The 17,360-nt window shown below is 42.4% G+C and carries 15 protein-coding genes and 1 tRNA gene; 15 read left to right on the top strand and 1 reads right to left on the bottom strand.

Going from position 1 to position 17,360, the window contains the following annotated elements:
• Positions 1 to 372: 372 nt before the first annotated feature.
• The 14 genes from FZC78_RS01200 to clpX all read left to right on the top strand — a co-directional run bounded on the left by FZC78_RS01200 (position 373) and on the right by clpX (position 15,013).
• Positions 373 to 981, top strand: coding sequence for a succinate dehydrogenase cytochrome b558 subunit (locus tag FZC78_RS01200; protein ID WP_148937869.1), 609 nt, complete (start codon positions 373 to 375; stop codon positions 979 to 981).
• Positions 982 to 1,059: 78 nt separating this feature from the next.
• Entirely contained in the window at positions 1,060 to 2,820 is a 1,761-nt protein-coding gene (gene sdhA, locus FZC78_RS01195; protein ID WP_148937868.1) for a succinate dehydrogenase flavoprotein subunit, read from the top strand.
• Between the two features lie 2 nt (positions 2,821 to 2,822).
• Positions 2,823 to 3,587, top strand: coding sequence for a succinate dehydrogenase iron-sulfur subunit (sdhB, locus tag FZC78_RS01190; protein ID WP_148937867.1), 765 nt, complete (start codon positions 2,823 to 2,825; stop codon positions 3,585 to 3,587).
• Between the two features lie 837 nt (positions 3,588 to 4,424).
• Positions 4,425 to 4,892, top strand: coding sequence for an acyl-CoA thioesterase (locus tag FZC78_RS01185; RefSeq protein ID WP_435873988.1), 468 nt, complete (start codon positions 4,425 to 4,427; stop codon positions 4,890 to 4,892).
• 195 nt (positions 4,893 to 5,087) lie between these two features.
• On the top strand, positions 5,088 to 5,312 hold the full coding sequence (locus FZC78_RS01180) for a helix-turn-helix domain-containing protein (RefSeq protein ID WP_113930207.1): 225 nt from the start codon (positions 5,088 to 5,090) through the stop codon (positions 5,310 to 5,312).
• A gap of 199 nt (positions 5,313 to 5,511) precedes the next feature.
• Positions 5,512 to 5,952 (top strand): MarR family winged helix-turn-helix transcriptional regulator, encoded by a 441-nt coding sequence (locus FZC78_RS01175; protein ID WP_187444757.1) that lies wholly within the window; start codon positions 5,512 to 5,514, stop codon positions 5,950 to 5,952.
• A gap of 18 nt (positions 5,953 to 5,970) precedes the next feature.
• A complete protein-coding gene (gene racE / locus FZC78_RS01170) occupies positions 5,971 to 6,771 on the top strand; it encodes a glutamate racemase (protein WP_148937864.1) in 801 nt (266 codons plus the stop codon).
• Positions 6,772 to 7,693: 922 nt separating this feature from the next.
• On the top strand, positions 7,694 to 8,776 hold the full coding sequence (locus FZC78_RS01165) for a GerMN domain-containing protein (protein WP_148937863.1): 1,083 nt from the start codon (positions 7,694 to 7,696) through the stop codon (positions 8,774 to 8,776).
• A 111-nt stretch (positions 8,777 to 8,887) separates the two neighbouring features.
• Entirely contained in the window at positions 8,888 to 9,496 is a 609-nt protein-coding gene (locus FZC78_RS01160) for an XTP/dITP diphosphatase (protein WP_148938125.1), read from the top strand.
• Positions 9,493 to 10,002: a metallophosphoesterase gene (locus FZC78_RS01155; protein WP_148937862.1), complete on the top strand. Its 510-nt coding sequence runs from the start codon at positions 9,493 to 9,495 to the stop codon at positions 10,000 to 10,002. The genes FZC78_RS01160 and FZC78_RS01155 overlap by 4 nt, the downstream gene beginning before the upstream one ends.
• 123 nt (positions 10,003 to 10,125) lie before the next feature.
• A tRNA-Arg gene (locus tag FZC78_RS01150) sits at positions 10,126 to 10,202 on the top strand.
• Between the two features lie 670 nt (positions 10,203 to 10,872).
• Positions 10,873 to 11,886, top strand: a complete 1,014-nt coding sequence (locus tag FZC78_RS01145) for a tetratricopeptide repeat protein (RefSeq protein WP_148937861.1) — start codon at positions 10,873 to 10,875, stop codon at positions 11,884 to 11,886.
• Between the two features lie 187 nt (positions 11,887 to 12,073).
• Positions 12,074 to 13,360 carry a trigger factor gene (tig, locus tag FZC78_RS01140; protein WP_148937860.1) on the top strand — a complete coding sequence of 429 codons (1,287 nt, stop codon included), beginning with the start codon at positions 12,074 to 12,076 and terminating at the stop codon, positions 13,358 to 13,360.
• A 378-nt stretch (positions 13,361 to 13,738) separates the two neighbouring features.
• Positions 13,739 to 15,013, top strand: a complete 1,275-nt coding sequence (gene clpX, locus FZC78_RS01135; RefSeq protein ID WP_148937859.1) for an ATP-dependent protease ATP-binding subunit ClpX — start codon at positions 13,739 to 13,741, stop codon at positions 15,011 to 15,013.
• 175 nt (positions 15,014 to 15,188) lie between these two features.
• Here clpX and FZC78_RS23410 read toward each other — a convergent pair whose 3' ends face one another.
• A complete protein-coding gene (locus FZC78_RS23410; protein ID WP_187444756.1) occupies positions 15,189 to 15,347 on the bottom strand; it encodes a hypothetical protein in 159 nt (52 codons plus the stop codon).
• 87 nt (positions 15,348 to 15,434) lie between these two features.
• On the opposite strand from FZC78_RS23410, the gene lonB reads away from it, so the two are divergent.
• Entirely contained in the window at positions 15,435 to 17,096 is a 1,662-nt protein-coding gene (lonB, locus tag FZC78_RS01130; protein ID WP_148937858.1) for an ATP-dependent protease LonB, read from the top strand.
• The last annotated feature ends 264 nt before the right edge of the window (positions 17,097 to 17,360 follow it).

Raw genomic sequence — 17,360 nt, 5'->3', positions numbered from 1 at the left:
ATCTTCTATTAATCTATTATAAACAAGGTGAGGGTAAAATATAAATCGCTAAGACAAAAATAGTATAGATGGAATGTTTTACCGGCATAATGATTATTCATCTTTTTCATTTTACCGCAGCTTGCTCACCCTATACGGGGTACTTGTTCTGCCAGATTAAACAGCAAAGTAATATTATCAATATATTATAAATATTTTTGCGATATCATCGAATTTTATGTATACGTTTTCTTGACGCACCTCTAACATGGGAGTAAAATGAACTTGTCACATTTTTGTTATAATATGAAAATTTGCAGAAGGTTCATACCTTTAATAGTATTGGCAATATCTTATTTTATGCATTTTTTCATCATTAAGGGGGGGTATATCATGGCTGGAAATCGTGAGTATAATTTACGCAGGCTTCACTCTTTGCTAGGTGTTATTCCAGTAGGGATATTCTTAATTCAGCACTTAGTAGTCAACAACTTTGCCACACGGGGCGCAGAAGCATTTAATAATGCAGCACACTTTATGGAGAGTTTACCTTTCCGGTACGTACTTGAAACATTCATTATTTTTCTTCCATTGTTGTTTCATGCTATTTATGGTTTATATATAGCCTTCACTGCAAAGAACAATGTAAGCAAATACGGTTATTTCCGTAACTGGATGTTCCTGCTTCAGCGGATATCGGGCGTCATCACGCTGGTATTCATTACGTGGCATGTTTGGGAAACAAGGGTTGCAGCTGCATTCGGAGCAGAAGTTAACTTTCAAATGATGGAGAACATCTTGTCCAACCCATTTATGATGGGCTTCTACATTGTTGGCGTCATCTCTACTATCTTCCACTTTGCTAACGGTTTGTGGTCTTTCCTTGTGAGCTGGGGAATCACAGTTTCTCCGCGTTCCCAAGTAATCGCTACTTACATTACAATCGGAATTTTCATTGCTCTTTCCTATGTGGGAATCAGCTCATTATATGCGTTCGTTTAATTCATTATTAAAGTAACTGGATTCAGAATTTACGAGACTCGGTTATTGGTATTTTTGTAGGAGAAGGAGTGAGTCTAGATGAGTAAAGGGAAAATCATCGTGGTCGGCGGCGGTTTAGCCGGCTTGATGGCTACAATAAAAGCAGCAGAAGCAGGAGCGCCGGTCGATCTATTTTCATTAGTGCCAGTGAAGCGTTCTCACTCTGTCTGTGCACAGGGCGGAATCAACGGAGCGGTAAATACGAAAGGGGAAGGAGATTCTCCTTGGGAACATTTCGATGACACTGTTTACGGAGGAGATTTCCTCGCTAACCAGCCTCCAGTCAAAGCTATGACGGAAGCTGCACCGGGAATCATTCACTTGCTTGACCGTATGGGCGTAATGTTCAACCGTACGCCGGAAGGACTTCTGGACTTCCGCCGCTTCGGAGGGACACAGCATCACCGTACAGCCTTCGCTGGTGCAACGACTGGACAGCAGTTATTATATGCACTTGATGAACAGGTTCGACGCCATGAAGTGGCTGGACTTGTCAATAAATATGAAGGCTGGGAATTCCTTGGTGTTATCGTTGATGACGAAGGAGCAGCCCGCGGTATCGTAGCACAGGATCTTAAGACAATGGAAATTAAATCATTCCCTGCAGATGCAGTAATCATGGCTACAGGAGGTCCTGGAATTATTTTCGGTAAATCCACGAACTCAGTCATTAACACAGGATCTGCTGCTTCCATCGTGTATCAGCAGGGTGCATACTATGCAAATGGAGAATTCATCCAGATTCACCCGACAGCAATTCCGGGAGACGATAAGCTCCGCCTTATGAGCGAATCCGCTCGTGGAGAAGGCGGACGTGTCTGGACATATAAAGACGGTAAGCCTTGGTACTTCCTGGAGGAAAAATATCCTGCCTACGGAAACCTTGTGCCTCGTGATATTGCCACACGTGAGATATTTGATGTATGTGTCAACCAGAAGCTTGGGATCAACGGTGAAAACATGGTTTATCTTGATCTTTCACATAAAGACCCTAAAGAGCTGGATATCAAACTGGGCGGCATCATTGAAATCTACGAGAAATTCATGGGAGACGACCCTCGTAAAGTCCCTATGAAAATCTTCCCAGCTGTTCACTATTCAATGGGCGGCCTGTGGGTAGATTACGATCAAATGACGAATATCCCTGGACTGTTCGCTGCTGGTGAATGTGATTATTCACAACACGGCGGAAACCGTCTTGGAGCAAACTCTCTTCTTTCTGCCATCTTTGGCGGAATGGTTGCCGGTCCAAACGCAATCAAGTATATGAGTGGGCTGGAGAAGAGTGTGGATGAACTGCCTTCTTCCTTATTTGAACGCCATGTTCAGCAGGAAGAAGAAAAATGGAACGAAATCCTGTCCATGGACGGAACTGAAAATGCTTACGTGATCCACAAAGAGCTTGGTGAGTGGATGACGGATAACGTTACAGTGGTTCGTTACAATGATAAACTTAAAGAAACAGATAATAAGATCCTAGAGTTGATGGAACGCTTTAAAAATATCAATATCAATGATACCCAAAAATGGAGCAACCAAGGTGCGATGTTCACCCGCCAGCTGCACAATATGCTTCAGCTTGCACGTGTCATCACAATTGGTGCCCTTCAGCGTGATGAAAGCCGTGGTGCCCATTACAAACCGGACTTCCCGGATCGTAATGATGAGAAGTTCCTGAAAACCACTATGGCTAAGTACAATGCAGAAACAAATTCACCTGAATTCCATTACGAAGAGGTAGATACATCGTTGATCCCGCCGCGTAAGCGCGACTACACTAAGAAAAAAGGGGGTAAATAAAGATGAGTGAAAATAAAACAGTACGCTTTATCGTTACTCGTCAAGACAGCCCTGAAACTGACTCTTATACAGAGGAATTCGAACTGGCCTACCGCCCGAACATGAACGTCATTTCTGCACTGATGGAAATCCGCAGAAATCCTGTAAATGTTAAAGGTGAGAAAACGACTCCGGTCAACTGGGACATGAACTGCCTTGAGGAAGTTTGCGGAGCCTGTTCAATGGTCATCAACGGCAAGCCGCGCCAATCTTGTACGGCACTTGTTGATAAGCTGGAGCAGCCAATCCGTCTGGCTCCTATGAAAACATTCCCGGTTGTTCGTGACCTTGTGGTGGACCGCAGCAGAATGTTCGATTCACTGAAAAAAGTCAAAGCATGGGTTCCGATTGACGGAACATATGACCTGGGACCAGGACCTCGTATGCCTGAGAAAAAACGTCAGTGGGCATATGAGCTTTCTAAATGCATGACTTGCGGTGTCTGCCTTGAGGCTTGTCCGAACGTGAATTCGAAATCAGATTTCATCGGGCCTGCACCACTTTCTCAGGTTCGTCTATTCAATGCCCATCCAACGGGTGCCATGAATAAAGACGAGCGTCTGGAAAGCATCATGGGAGATGGAGGGCTTGCCAACTGCGGTAACTCACAAAACTGTGTGCAGTCTTGCCCGAAGGGAATTCCTTTGACAACATCCATCGCTGCACTAAACAGAGATACCTCTTTCCAAATGTTCAAAAACTTCTTCGGAAGCGACAATATGGTTTGATATTAAATTAAACCCAAACCCCCTCAGCCTGAGAGCTTGAGGGGGTTTTTGATGGAACTAACTTCTATGGATGGAAGAACATCAAATTGTGTGATTGTCCCTTAGGGTGCATGGTTAGTATTCGAAGGTTCTAAACCAATGACGGGACAGTGGGGTGTTTAGAGTTCTTGATTTAGAGGATCTCCAGTTTCAGAGAAGGGGCAGAACATTTATGCTGTGCTTTTAAAGTCATGTACTCAGCTGTGAGGTGCATCAAATTTGATTTTATGGATTATGATATACCTCGCGTGGGTTTCGAGGTACATCATCTTTGATTTTTTAGGTTTTGATGTACCTCGCTTGGGTTTCGAGGTACATCATCTTTGATTTTTTAGGTTTTGATGTACCTCGCGTGGGTTTCGAGGTACATCATCTTTGATTTTTTAGGTTTTGATGTACCTCGCTTGGGTTTCGAAGTACATCATCTTTGATTTTTTAGGTTTTGATGTACCTCGCTTGGGTTTCGAAGTACATCATCTTTGATTTTTTAGGTTTTGATGTACCTCGCTTGGGTTTCGAGGTACATCATCTTTGAATTTTTTGGTTTTGATGTACCTCGCTGGCGTTTCGAAATACATCATATAAAAATTTCCCCATTTTGTAGTGCTCGGTTCATTTCAAGATCAAGAAAATGATCCTGGAACACATCTAATATAGCAAAAAAGAACAAATATCTTTTTTCTTGGGTAAGAAAAATATATAATAGTAAGAAAAGAATGAACATTCATTCATTTTCAAAAACCAAACAGGCTTCTCTTCTCTAACCAGAGACAGCCTGAGCACAGGAGGGGCAAAATCATGAGAATTACATATATTGAAGAGATGGAGCAGTGGAAAGGCCAATTTGAATTTTATAACAAGATAAAAGTCAGATTTTCTGAAACGGATATGTTTGGCCATTTAAATAATACGGTTCCATTCACTTATTTCGAAGAAGCAAGGATTGAATTTTTCAAGAGTAAAGGATTTATGCAGGACTGGGTAAAACCGGAGAATGAAACCATTCCGGTTGTAGCCGATCTTCAGTGCGATTTTTTGAGACAGGTATATTTTGGCCAAACCATACGGGTATATGTGAATGCTAATAAGATTGGATCATCCTCAGTTGATCTTCATTATATGGGAATGGATGAACGTGACAGGGTTTGTTTTACTGGCAGAGGAACAATGGTGCAGATTTCCAAGGAAACAGGAAAGGGAGTACCTTGGACGGATGATATGAAGGCGAAATTATCTAACAATCATCATTTATCGAAAAGTTGTTGAATGATCAAGCCTGAAGACAGTGTCAAGAATAGCAGAAACCCTATGTCTCTATATCAAAAGTAACCTTGCCTATTTTTGCTAATTAAAGCCTCCTCTATGTCACTCCACACCAATGGTTCACATATGATATCGTGACGACCGACAATACCCATCCCCGCGGTTTAAAGCTGGCGAAGGCAAGGAGGGTTACCATAATTGAAGGACAATGAATTTGCACACAAACCGTTGCTTACCAAAAGAGAAAAAGAAGTATTCGAGCTGTTAGTCCAGGACAAAACGACTAAAGACATCGCTGGTGAACTATTCATTAGCGAGAAGACAGTTCGGAACCATATTTCCAACGCCATGCAAAAGCTTGGAGTGAAGGGGCGTTCTCAAGCTGTTGTAGAGCTTCTTCGCATGGGGGAACTCAAGCTGTAAAATTAGCCGGCTGCCCATTAAGGACAGCCGGCTTTAACTATCAGAGGGCTTACTGTGGCCCTTTTTGAAATTTGTCGAAAACAGCAACAATAGTCCGGTACGGCATTTACCTATAAAAGTTACTTGAAAAAAGTCAGAAAAAAGGCGACAATGCTAAGTATATAACTTGTACGAAAAGGTATTGATAGGAGTGTCAGAAATGAACAACAAATCGCAGGATATGGAAGTCTTTGCAGATATCGAAAAAGATTTACGCTACATATCATCTATCATTAAACAAAAGGGAAGAGAGATTCTTAGCCAATATTCGATTACGCCGCCCCAATTTGTTGCGTTACAATGGCTGTTCGAAGGCGGTGACATGACAATCGGGGAACTTTCCACCAAAATGTTCCTTGCTTGCAGTACCACTACCGACCTGGTCGATAGAATGGAAAAAACGGAATTAGTAGAAAGAGTGAAGGATAATAAAGACAGGCGTGTTGTGAGAATTCACCTCCTCCATGAAGGCGAAAGAATCATCGAAGAAGTAATCGAGAAAAGGCAGCAGTACCTGCAGCAAATCCTTAAAAACTTCTCCGGTGATGAAATCAAGACACTTAACGCGAATCTATCTAAATTGCATCAAGAAATGAAATAAAAATGAGGGAAAATTTTTGTGAATCAACCTATAGGAATTATTGACTCAGGTGTTGGAGGATTGACGGTAGCAAGGGAAGTCATGCGCCAGCTCCCTAATGAGACGATTTTTTATCTAGGAGATACCGCCCGCTGTCCCTATGGACCGAGGACAGCAGAAGAAGTGAAAAAGTTTACCTGGGAGATGGCGGCATTTCTCATGAACTACAATATTAAAATGCTGGTCATTGCTTGCAATACGGCAACCGCAGTCGTGCTGGAAGAGCTTCAGGACATGCTCCCAATTCCTGTAGTCGGCGTCATCCAGCCTGGTGCCAGAGCTGCCTTGAAACACAGTCAAAATGGGAATATCGGTGTGCTGGGAACGGTAGGCACTGTGAACAGCAAAGCATACGACAAGGCGATTCATTCCATCAATGATTCTATGGAGGTGTCATCCCTCGCCTGCCCTAAATTTGTTCCTTTGGTAGAGAGTGGCGAGTATGACAGCAAATGGGCAGTGGAAATTGTCGATGAAACGCTTGCCGGGATAAAAGGAGAGCCAATCGACACCCTGATTCTCGGATGCACGCATTACCCGCTGCTGCAAAAAATCATCCAAAAGGCGATGGGACAAGATGTAAAGGTCATCAATTCAGGTGATGAAACAGCAAGCGAAGTAAGTGCCATCCTGGACTATCAAGGAATGCTGAACAAACAGAAAAAGAAGCCGCAGCATACATTCTTCACCACGGGTTCATCACGGATGTTCTCCAAAATTGCACAAGACTGGCTGCAGCTTGAACATATTGATACAAAGACCATCCTACTCGGGGACTGATCCCGTGAAGGATGGTTTTTTTGTTGGTTGATAGGTTTGCAGATTAGGGTACTAAAGTCGCTGAATTTATAGTGGATTGAAATAGCGTGATATTAGAATTCGGATGAGTTTGGGCGGTAAAAAGGCGGTTTAAACAGCCCGGAATTAGAAATCCAGACAGCTGATGAGTATATTGGATGTGAACGTGATGAGTCAGCTTCCTCATCAATATATACAATCAAATCCCCCTCAAAAAAAGAGCATCGTAAATTTAAGGGCACTGAAAATCTAGGGAATTTTAAAATTTTCTTGTTATGAACAACGATAAAGTCAACTATCCTTTCTTAAATAGGAAGAAAAAGTTGATTTTTTTCATTGAAAGCAATGTATCGAATCATTGGCACATTTGCCTGTCGGGAATGTGGCCTTTTTCAACTAGTCCATAGAAAAAGGCTAACTCAAGCCAGTGACCGATGGGACTTTCCGATATGGCTCAGTATTCTAAATAATAAATAGAGGAAAAAAGTTCCCTTATTTACTAAAAAACATTGAAAAAAGCTAAGATAGGGGAAGAAAATTCCCTTATTTAACTTAATACACTAAAAAAATGTGCTTTTTTGTCATATAAGGGAAAAAAGTTCCTCTATTTACCCAGGATTTAGCATGGATTGAGGATTAAGGAAAAAAAGTTCCCTCAATTATAACGCTGGGTACCCAAATAATGAAATGAAGGCTGCTTTCGTTATAAGACCTGATCCATCAAGCGCCTACCCAGATGAGCCGGTTATCTTCAACGGAAATCAAAGCTCTTTTATAATATCTGAAGCGGTAAAGGGAAGTTGGACTTTTTCAATGCCTCGTAAATTTCTATCACTTTTTTCGGTCTATTTTCAAAAAAGAGCTCGTATACATATAGTACAAACTGTCTGAGGAGGGTTCCCCCATGTCAAAGAAAACGAAAGCAGCGATTGTGCTTACAGTGGTAACTTCATCCATTTACCTCTCAGGGTGCGGATTATTAGGTGGAGACGAGAAAGCAAAGATTGATCCGCCATCAGATTTATCGTACTTAGAAGAAGGTGAGAAAGTGGATGTGGCTGAAGAAAATGCTGAAGGAGAAGTAACATCTTCTACTTCGACTGAGGAAGCAGCTGAAAGTAGTGTGATGACAGAGCTGTATCTAATTGATTCTGATGGCTATGTCGTATCACAGACGCTGGCTCTGCCAAAAACGGAAAGTGTCGCGAAACAGGCGCTGGACTATCTTGTAGCGGATGGACCTGTCCAAAATCTGCTTCCCAACGGTTTCCGCCCTGTGCTGCCAGCGGGCACTCAAATCAGTGTGAATATTAAAGATGGTACAGCAGTTGCAGACTTTTCAAGCGAGTTCCAAAATTATCAGCCGGAAGATGAGATGAAAATCCTCCAGTCGGTTACATGGACACTAACTCAATTTGAGTCGATTGAAAAGGTTGAACTGCGGGTGAATGGATATGAGTTGACGGAGATGCCAGTCAACGGGACTCCGGTCGATGAAAAAGGATTATCCAGAAAAGTGGGTATTAATGTGGATACATCAGGTATTACCGATGTGACGGCTACTCACCCGGTAACCGTTTACTTTGTCGCTCAAAAAGGAGATAACACGTATTATGTTCCTGTAACCAAACGGGTCAGCAATAAGGTGAATAATAAGGTTGAAGCGGTCGTCCAGCAGCTTGTCGAGGGACCTGGTTATCAAAAAAATCTTCTCAGCGATTTTACCGGGGTAGCCTTACTGGATGAACCTTCCGTAAAGGACGGTCAGGTAACGCTTAATTTCAATGAGGCGGTTTATGGCAGCTTCGAGGAAAAAATTGTCTCTGAGCACTTCATGAATTCGCTGGTTCTGTCCCTGACAGAGCAGGAAGGAATCGAAAGTGTTGCTGTCATGGTCAACGGGGAAGGTGAACTGGTGAATGAAAAAGGGGAAACCTTGAGTGAACCGGTTACTCGTCCGGAAAATGTAAACACAATCAGTTTTTGATATACTATAAGTAATCAAGATAAGAGGCAGCTGAGACTGCCTCTTATCTTTTTGCGGAATTTAAAAGAGATAATGGCAAATTAAGACTACTTACAGTAAAGGTGGTTCATGATGAAAAGAAAAGTAATAATCGCGACAAAAAATAAGGGAAAAGCTAAGGAGTTTGAGCGCATGTTGTCCCCAAAGGGATATGAGGTGCTGACGCTGCTTGATTTCCCGGACTTCCAGGACATCGAGGAAACGGGTGAAACCTTTGAAGAAAATGCTGTTTTGAAAGCAGAGGAAGCATCTTCAGTCCTGAATGAAATCGTCATTGCCGATGATTCCGGTTTGATCATCGATGCACTTGACGGACGGCCGGGTGTGTATTCGGCACGCTATGCTGGGGAAGCAAAAGATGACAATGACAATATGGATAAAGTGCTCTCTGAATTGGAAGGGGTTCCTTACAATGAGAGATCCGCACGTTTCTATTGTGTACTGGCCATAGCAGGTCCTGACAGAGAAACAAAGACCTACTCAGGGGCTTGTGAAGGGAAAATCCTGGCCGAGCGACGCGGTTCGAACGGGTTTGGATATGACCCTGTCTTTTTTGTAGAAGAAAAAGACAGAACGATGGCCGAGCTGACTTCTGAAGAAAAGGCGGCGATCAGCCACAGAGGAAACGCACTGAAACAATTTGAACATGATCTGGAAGAATTGTCAGGTGATCATCTATGAGGCTGATTGTAGTAAGTGACAGCCACGGTTCCGACACAGAAATAAAGAACTTATACAGTACGTACAAAGGGAAAGTCGATGGGTTTGTGCATTGCGGAGATTCAGAACTGAAAGCAAGTGACCCTGCAATGGAAGGATATCTTGCGGTCCGGGGTAATTGCGACATGGATTCCTCTTATCCAGAAGTGCTGACAGAGGAGTTTGGCAGTACGAGAATTCTGGCCACACACGGTCATCTGTATAATGTGAAAATGACCTTGATGAACCTCAATTACTTAGCGAAGGAAAATGACGCTGAAATCGTGTTCTTTGGTCACTCCCATCAGTTGGGGGCAGAGAAGATAGAGGATGTACTGTTTGTGAATCCGGGCAGCATTCTTCTGCCGAGGGGACGAAAGGAAAGAACCTATGCACTTATCGAAAAAGAAGGAGATTCAATCTCTGTAAAATTTTTCGATCATAATCATCAAGAGATTGTTGATTTATCACAGAAGTTCTTTGTATAATAAGAAGGCGGAAAACAACCGCCTTCTTTTTTCTGAAGCTGGCAATAATTTTTAAAAAAAGTTTTTAAAAAGTGTTGACTTTCATTTGTTATTCAAATATAATAAATATTGTCGCTGAAACAAGTCCCAGTAGCTCAGCCGGATAGAGCATACGCCTTCTAAGCGTACGGTCGGGAGTTCGAATCTCTCCTGGGACGCCATTTAAACTACATATTACGGTTTTTAAAAACCGTCGTTCGAAGCCCCTTGATACCTAGGTATCAAGGGGCTTCTTTTTGTTTTGGCTGTTTTGGGGAGAGCTTTTTTAAAGGCTCTTTTCGTTAACACTTTGTTGCTATTTAAACTAAATCCTAATCACCGAGATCACATGGTTATCTTGAATGATTCCGATTAGAGAGAAAAGCTTATTATCCAGGGATAATCCTGCTCTTGGGATTTTTCCGAAAGCTAAAATGTGCGAAAACAGCCTTTTAGTTAGAATAGAGGGAAGCCAAGCCAGAGAGGAATATTAAAAAGGTAACGAAAGAGGTGGCTGGGTAACCAAACAGGGTGATTAAAACTAAAAAATGTAATCAAGAAAGTGCATAGGTGCCCAAATAGGTTGCGCTAAGCCAAAAAAGGAAACCAAGAAATGGTCTAGGTGCCTAAAGAAGATGAGCAGAGCTGAAAAAAGTAACCAAGAAACCCTCTAGGTGCCAAAACAAGGTGAGCAGAGCGGAAAAAGGAAACCAAGAAACCCTCTAGGTGCCCAAACCTGCCTTATGAGCTGAAGGGAAATGAGCTTTTTAAAATTCTCCTCTCCTCCTCTTTGTTTATTCCCCGCAGTTTTGCTAAACTGAAATCATTAAATGGAGCAGGGCGGTAACGTTGATGAGTAAAGAAAATAAAGATAAAAAAATAGTTCAATTTCCACGCTTGAAGGAGAGACTTTTTGAAAAGGGGCTGGAAGCACTGCAGAACAGTCAGCTGGATCAGGCAGCCGGTTTGTTTGGGCAGGCCTACGAAATAGATCCGGAAGACGGTGAAATCGGTGCTGCATACGTTCTGGCGCTATATGAGAACAAGCACTACCGCCGGGCGAAGGAACTCTGTAAGGAACTCCTTCATGAAGGAATTGGAGATTACTTTAAGGTTGTCGAATTATATTTGATGATCTTGATACAGTTGAATGAACATAAAGAAGTTGTGAGTACTATAAGTGCCTTATTCGATGAGAAAGAAGTGCCTCTTGAGAAGGAAGAGCACTTCAGCAAGCTGTTGTCCTTCAGCAAGAGGGTGCTGGAAGGAAAGGAAGTGCCAAGCCCTGCAAGTACTGATGATATTCGTCATTCATCTCAAGAAAAAGTTTTAGAAGGAAAAGAACTTCAGGAGCAGACGCTTATTTTGGCGGAGCTTGTTAACCGGAATATCCGGCCATATATGACAGAATTACTCGCTGCCTTGGATGAAGATACTACCCATCCTTTTATTCAAACGATGATCGTTAATGTTCTGAGAGAGCATGGTTTTCATGAAGAGGTAGGAATCAGTAAGTTCGGAAAAAGAGTCACATGTGTGCCGGCAAGCTTGGAAGATGTCTTTCAGACCAGCTACTATAAAGAAGTAACTGAAGAAATAGATGAATTGATTGCCCAAAGAAATCCTTCCTTGCAGCAGCAGGTGATCGAGACATTTACCCGCCACAGCTTCCTGTTGTATCCTCTTGAGATGGAGTGGCCGGCTGAAAAGACTGCGCTCGCTTACCTGGCTTTTGGACTGGACCTTTATGGTGAAGACCTTTCGGCAATGGGATTGGAAGAAAAAGCGGCAGATGAGGAAAGGGAACTGAAATCCATCGGGGAGTTAATCGGAAAATTGGAAGGTGTTACCTCTCCGGTCCTATAAAACAAATATAGGAAACTCGTTTTTAATGCTATGAGTTGAAAGAAGGATTTCATATGTTATAATATAATGGTTGCAATGTGAAGTTTTTCATATTCGAAGAGATAGTGCTTTTGTTACATAGGCAAACCTATCTAAATATTTATTTTGTATTAACTATAATCAATTATAGATTGTTGGAGGGAAAAGTATGTCTGCTAAATGGGAAAAGCAAGAAGGGAACCAAGGGGTTCTTACAATTGAAGTAGATGCAGATACAGTGAACAATGGTTTGGACGCTGCATTTAAGAAAGTAGTTAAGCAAGTTAATGTACCAGGATTCCGTAAAGGAAAAATGCCTCGCGGAATGTTCGAAAAACGTTTTGGTGTAGAATCTCTTTACCAGGACGCGTTAGATGTCATTCTTCCTGAAGCTTATGCTAAAGCTGTTGAAGAAACTGGAATCTCGCCTGTGGATCGTCCGGAAATCGACATCGAGCAAATGGAAAAAGGCAAAGAGCTTATTTTCACTGCTACAGTCACTGTGAAACCAGAAGTTAAACTTGGTGAATACAAAGGGCTTGAAGTAGAGAAAATGGAAACAGAAGTTACTTCTGAAGATGTTGAGAACGAATTAAAATCTCTTCAGGAAAAACAAGCTGAGCTGGCTGTCAAAGAAGAAGGTGCAGCTGAAAACGGCGACACAGTTGTTATCGATTTTGAAGGATTCGTTGATGGTGAAGCTTTCGAAGGCGGCACAGCTGAAAACTACTCTCTTGAACTTGGTTCAGGATCCTTCATTCCAGGATTCGAGGAGCAATTGGTAGGCCTTGAAACTGGAGCGGAAAAAGAAGTAGAAGTTAACTTCCCAGAGGAATACCACGCTGCCGAGCTTGCTGGCAAGCCTGCGGTATTCAAAACAAAACTTCATGAAATCAAAGCGAAACAGCTTCCTGAGCTTGATGATGAATTCGCTAAAGATGCAGATGAAGAAGTTGAAACTCTTGACCAGTTAAAAGAGAAAATCCAAAAGCGTCTTGAAGAATCCAAGAAAAACGAAGCAGAACAAACACTTCGTGACACGCTAGTGGAAAAAGCTTCTGAAAATACAGAAGTGGAGATCCCGGATGCAATGGTTGATACTGAAGTTGACCGCATGATGCAGGAATTCGAACAGCGTCTGCAAATGCAGGGAATGAACCTTGAGCTTTACTTCCAATTCTCTGGACAAAAAGAAGAAGATCTTCGCGGCCAGATGAAAGAAGATGCAGCTAAGCGAGTACGCACTAACTTAACTCTTGAAGCAATTGCTGAAGCAGAAAATCTTGAAATTTCTGATGAGGAAGCAGAAGAGGAAGTTAACAAACTGGCTGAGCAGTACAATATGGCTGCAGACAATATCAAGCAGGCTCTTGGCGGTCTTGATAACCTGAAAACAGATCTTAAAATCCGTAAAGCAGTAGAAGTTCTTGTGGATAACAGCAAGACTGTTGCATAATAATAAGTATAGAAACAAGGCGCGAGTTGAATCGTGCCTTGTTTTATAAAAATAAGAAATTTTTCCCTCTGTCTCTTTTGAAGCTTATACTTAACTCAGCAAGAATGGATGGACTGGAGATCACAAGGATTTCAACCCAGCTTGTTATTGAAGCTGTAACTGGTAATCCTCTTAGGAGAAGAAACCGGTACATTTACAATCCGTTTACATAATCTCCTAAACAGGAATAGGATGACCGTTTTTTGGATAAACCTTAATAAGCGGGCGTAAAATTGGTTGGATCGTTTAATTTCCTTTCCGGACATATAGTATGATAAAATGCAATACATAACTTGATTTTTTTGAAACGACATAGCTTTTTATAAGGGGTGAATTTCATTGTTTAAATTTAACGATGAAAAAGGACAATTGAAATGTTCTTTTTGTGGTAAGACACAAGATCAGGTCCGGAAGCTTGTAGCAGGACCGGGTGTTTATATATGTGATGAATGCATCGAGCTTTGTACCGAGATCGTGGAAGAGGAGCTTGGAACAGAAGAAGAAGTTGAGTTCAAGGATGTTCCTAAACCGAAGGAAATCCGTGAAATCCTCGACGAATACGTAATAGGCCAGGAGCAGGCGAAGAAGTCCTTGGCGGTAGCTGTTTATAACCACTACAAACGAATCAATTCGAACAGTAAAGTGGATGATGTTGAACTATCTAAGAGTAATATCGCAATGATTGGGCCGACAGGAAGCGGTAAAACCCTTTTAGCCCAGACTTTGGCCCGCATACTTAATGTACCGTTTGCCATCGCGGACGCTACTTCACTGACGGAAGCCGGATATGTCGGAGAAGATGTGGAAAACATCCTGTTGAAGTTGATCCAGTCGGCTGATTATGATGTAGAAAAAGCAGAACGCGGCATCATTTACATCGATGAAATCGATAAAGTAGCCAGAAAATCTGAGAACCCTTCAATCACACGAGATGTTTCAGGTGAAGGTGTTCAGCAGGCGCTGCTTAAAATCTTGGAAGGTACGGTTGCGAGCGTTCCTCCTCAAGGTGGAAGAAAGCATCCGCATCAAGAATTCATCCAAATCGATACATCAAATATCCTGTTTATCTGTGGAGGAGCATTTGATGGTATCGAGCAAATTGTGAAGAGACGCCTTGGGCAAAAAGTTATCGGCTTTGGTTCCGACTCGAAAGCAGTCAATGTCGATAATGATAAAGCATTACTGGCTAAGGTCGTTCCTGAAGACTTGTTGAAGTTCGGTCTGATCCCGGAATTCATCGGGCGTCTGCCGGTTATTTCCAGCTTGACTCCTCTTGATGAGGATGCTCTTGTGGAAATCCTGACAAAACCGAAGAACGCACTGGTAAAGCAGTATCAAAAAATGCTTGAACTGGACCAGGTGGAATTAGAGTTTGAAGAAGATGCACTTAGAGAAATCGCCAATAAAGCGATTGAACGCAAAACAGGTGCCCGCGGTCTTCGTTCAATCATCGAAACCATCATGCTTGAGGTAATGTTCGATCTTCCTTCAAGAGAAGATATCAAGAAATGTATCATTACACCAGGCACAGTCACCGATAGTGAAGCTCCAAAGCTTCTATTGGAAGACGGCACGGTTATCAAAGGAAATGACGAAGAAAAGACTTCCGCATAACAATAAGCCAACAAGGTCCTCCCGGTTCGCCGTGGAGGACCTTTTGTGCACTTATAAAAATTGGAGATATAGATAATTCAGCTAAGACTTACCTCCTGTTTTATAACTTAAAACTGAGTTAAATTAAACAGCAAGGTATTTGGTTAACTAAGACTTATTTTAATTTCTTCTCATTTTAAGAGGCTGTTTTCATATTGTTGCTTTCAGAAGAGTACGCCGCTGAACGGCCGCTTCTGCTTTTTAATTCACCGCCCGCCCCGCGGAGTCGTTCCCCTGGAGCGGAAATCAAAGCACTCATTAATTTGCCTATACAATAAAGGTAAGTAAAATGCATTCCCCTCATCCTAGAAAAACTTGTTTATTCCTCCAAACTCGAGGAGATACTAACCTTTAACAACGAGTTATTACTGGAGGGAAAGGCATGAGTTGGACAGGAATAGCACTGATCATCCAACTGTTTTTCGGGGTGATTATCGGTTTATATTTTTGGAACTTATTAAAAAGTCAACGCACACAAAAGGTTTCGATTGATCGCGAATCAAAAAAAGAAATGGAGCAGCTGCGGAAAATGCGGTCCATCTCGCTTTCAGAACCACTTTCGGAAAAGGTAAGGCCGCAAAGCTTTAAGGATATTGTCGGCCAGGAGGATGGCATCAAGTCATTAAAGGCTGCTTTATGTGGTCCAAATCCTCAGCATGTTATTATTTATGGTCCGCCAGGTGTAGGAAAGACCGCGGCGGCACGCCTTGTCCTGCAGGAGGCTAAAGAGCAGTTACAATCTCCTTTCAAAAAGACTTCTGTTTTTGTGGAATTGGATGCGACGACGGCAAGGTTTGATGAAAGAGGAATTGCGGATCCGTTGATCGGCTCTGTGCATGACCCGATCTATCAGGGAGCAGGAGCTATGGGACAAGCGGGGATTCCTCAGCCAAAGCAGGGTGCTGTTACGAATGCCCATGGCGGAGTCTTGTTTATCGATGAAATCGGTGAACTGCATCCTATTCAAATGAATAAGCTGCTGAAAGTCCTGGAAGATCGTAAAGTTTTTTTAGAAAGTGCCTATTATAGTGAAGAGAATACACAAATTCCTACCCATATCCACGACATTTTTAAGAATGGGCTTCCGGCAGATTTCAGATTGATTGGTGCTACGACAAGAACGCCAAGTGAGATACCGCCTGCAATCAGGTCAAGGTGTATGGAAGTGTTTTTCAGGGAACTCAACAAAGAAGAGGTAATAAAAGTGGCCGAAAATGCTTCGGAAAAAGTGAACATTTCCATCAGCAAGGAAGGGGTGGAACTTCTTGCATCATATGCCCGAAACGGCCGAGAAGCAGTTAATATGGTCCAAATCGTCGCAGGTCTCGCCATCACGGAGAACAGGGAATTTATCGATGATAAAGACATAGAATGGATGATTCAGTCGAGTCAGCTCTCACCAAGGATGGACCGGAAAATCAACGAAAAATCTGCCATTGGCCTCGTAAATGGCCTTGCGGTAACTGGCCCTAACTCCGGTTCGCTTTTGGAAATTGAGGTCACAGTCATTCCTGCAGAGGAAAAAGGGAGCATCAATGTCACTGGGATCGTGGAAGAAGAAAGTATCGGTGATAAGGGTAAATCTATCCGAAGAAAGAGTATGGCGAAAGGGTCTATCGAAAATGTCCTTACAGTTTTGCGCTCGATGGGCGTTCCTGCCGACCAATTTGACATTCATGTTAATTTCCCGGGCGGCATCCCAGTCGACGGCCCTTCAGCAGGCATAGCAATGGCTACGGGAATCTATTCATCGATTTACCGGATTCCGGTTAGATCAGATATCGCCTTAACCGGTGAAATCAGTATCCATGGTTTTGTTAAACCGGTGGGGGGAGTATTTCCTAAGGTAAAAGCCGCTAAGCTTGCAGGTGCACGTGCTGCTGTGATCCCTCATGAAAATATGGGTGCCCTTCTTCAGGAAATAGAAGGAATAGAGGTCCATCCTGTCAAACATTTGAAAGAGGTTTTCAATATTGCACTTGATAAAGAGAAAATAGAGGAAGAAATCACATATAATGAAGAAAACAACAAAAAAAGCGTATGATTTGCTGATGCATTTATCGTTTAAGTTCTGCTCTGGAGAGGAATACGAGAAGTATATGTTAAGCATAATTCATGAATGTGATCATTCTTAGCTGTACAATAAGAGGGAGGGTATGTTTCAGCCCGCCCTCTTGAATGTTAAAGTGGTAATATATTTCGTTAAATCGTGTCTAATATGGTCGGGACCTGTTTAAGGCAGGAGGACAGCCGAGAAATTTCAGGAATTTCGTGAGAGTAATAATCCCCGGCTTGAAGCATGAACCCC

Origin of the sequence: Rossellomorea vietnamensis (genome assembly GCF_008180415.1) — a bacterium.
GTDB lineage: Bacteria > Bacillota > Bacilli > Bacillales > Bacillaceae_B > Rossellomorea > Rossellomorea vietnamensis_C.
This window is presented reverse-complemented; position numbering and strand designations above follow the sequence as displayed.

Bases quoted from the DNA above. Each gene is read 5' to 3' on its own strand.
- FZC78_RS01160 (WP_148938125.1), top strand. From the start codon at position 8,888: ATGAAAAGAAAAGTAATAATCGCGACAAAAAATAAGGGAAAAGCTAAG.
- FZC78_RS01185 (WP_435873988.1), top strand. From the start codon at position 4,425: ATGAGAATTACATATATTGAAGAGATGGAGCAGTGGAAAGGCCAATTT.
- FZC78_RS01155 (WP_148937862.1), top strand. From the start codon at position 9,493: ATGAGGCTGATTGTAGTAAGTGACAGCCACGGTTCCGACACAGAAATA.
- tig (WP_148937860.1), top strand. From the start codon at position 12,074: ATGTCTGCTAAATGGGAAAAGCAAGAAGGGAACCAAGGGGTTCTTACA.
- sdhA (WP_148937868.1), top strand. From the start codon at position 1,060: ATGAGTAAAGGGAAAATCATCGTGGTCGGCGGCGGTTTAGCCGGCTTG.
- FZC78_RS01145 (WP_148937861.1), top strand. From the start codon at position 10,873: ATGAGTAAAGAAAATAAAGATAAAAAAATAGTTCAATTTCCACGCTTG.
- FZC78_RS01175 (WP_187444757.1), top strand. From the start codon at position 5,512: ATGAACAACAAATCGCAGGATATGGAAGTCTTTGCAGATATCGAAAAA.
- lonB (WP_148937858.1), top strand. From the start codon at position 15,435: ATGAGTTGGACAGGAATAGCACTGATCATCCAACTGTTTTTCGGGGTG.
- sdhB (WP_148937867.1), top strand. From the start codon at position 2,823: ATGAGTGAAAATAAAACAGTACGCTTTATCGTTACTCGTCAAGACAGC.
- FZC78_RS01200 (WP_148937869.1), top strand. From the start codon at position 373: ATGGCTGGAAATCGTGAGTATAATTTACGCAGGCTTCACTCTTTGCTA.
- FZC78_RS01165 (WP_148937863.1), top strand. From the start codon at position 7,694: ATGTCAAAGAAAACGAAAGCAGCGATTGTGCTTACAGTGGTAACTTCA.
- FZC78_RS23410 (WP_187444756.1), bottom strand. From the start codon at position 15,347: ATGCATTTTACTTACCTTTATTGTATAGGCAAATTAATGAGTGCTTTG.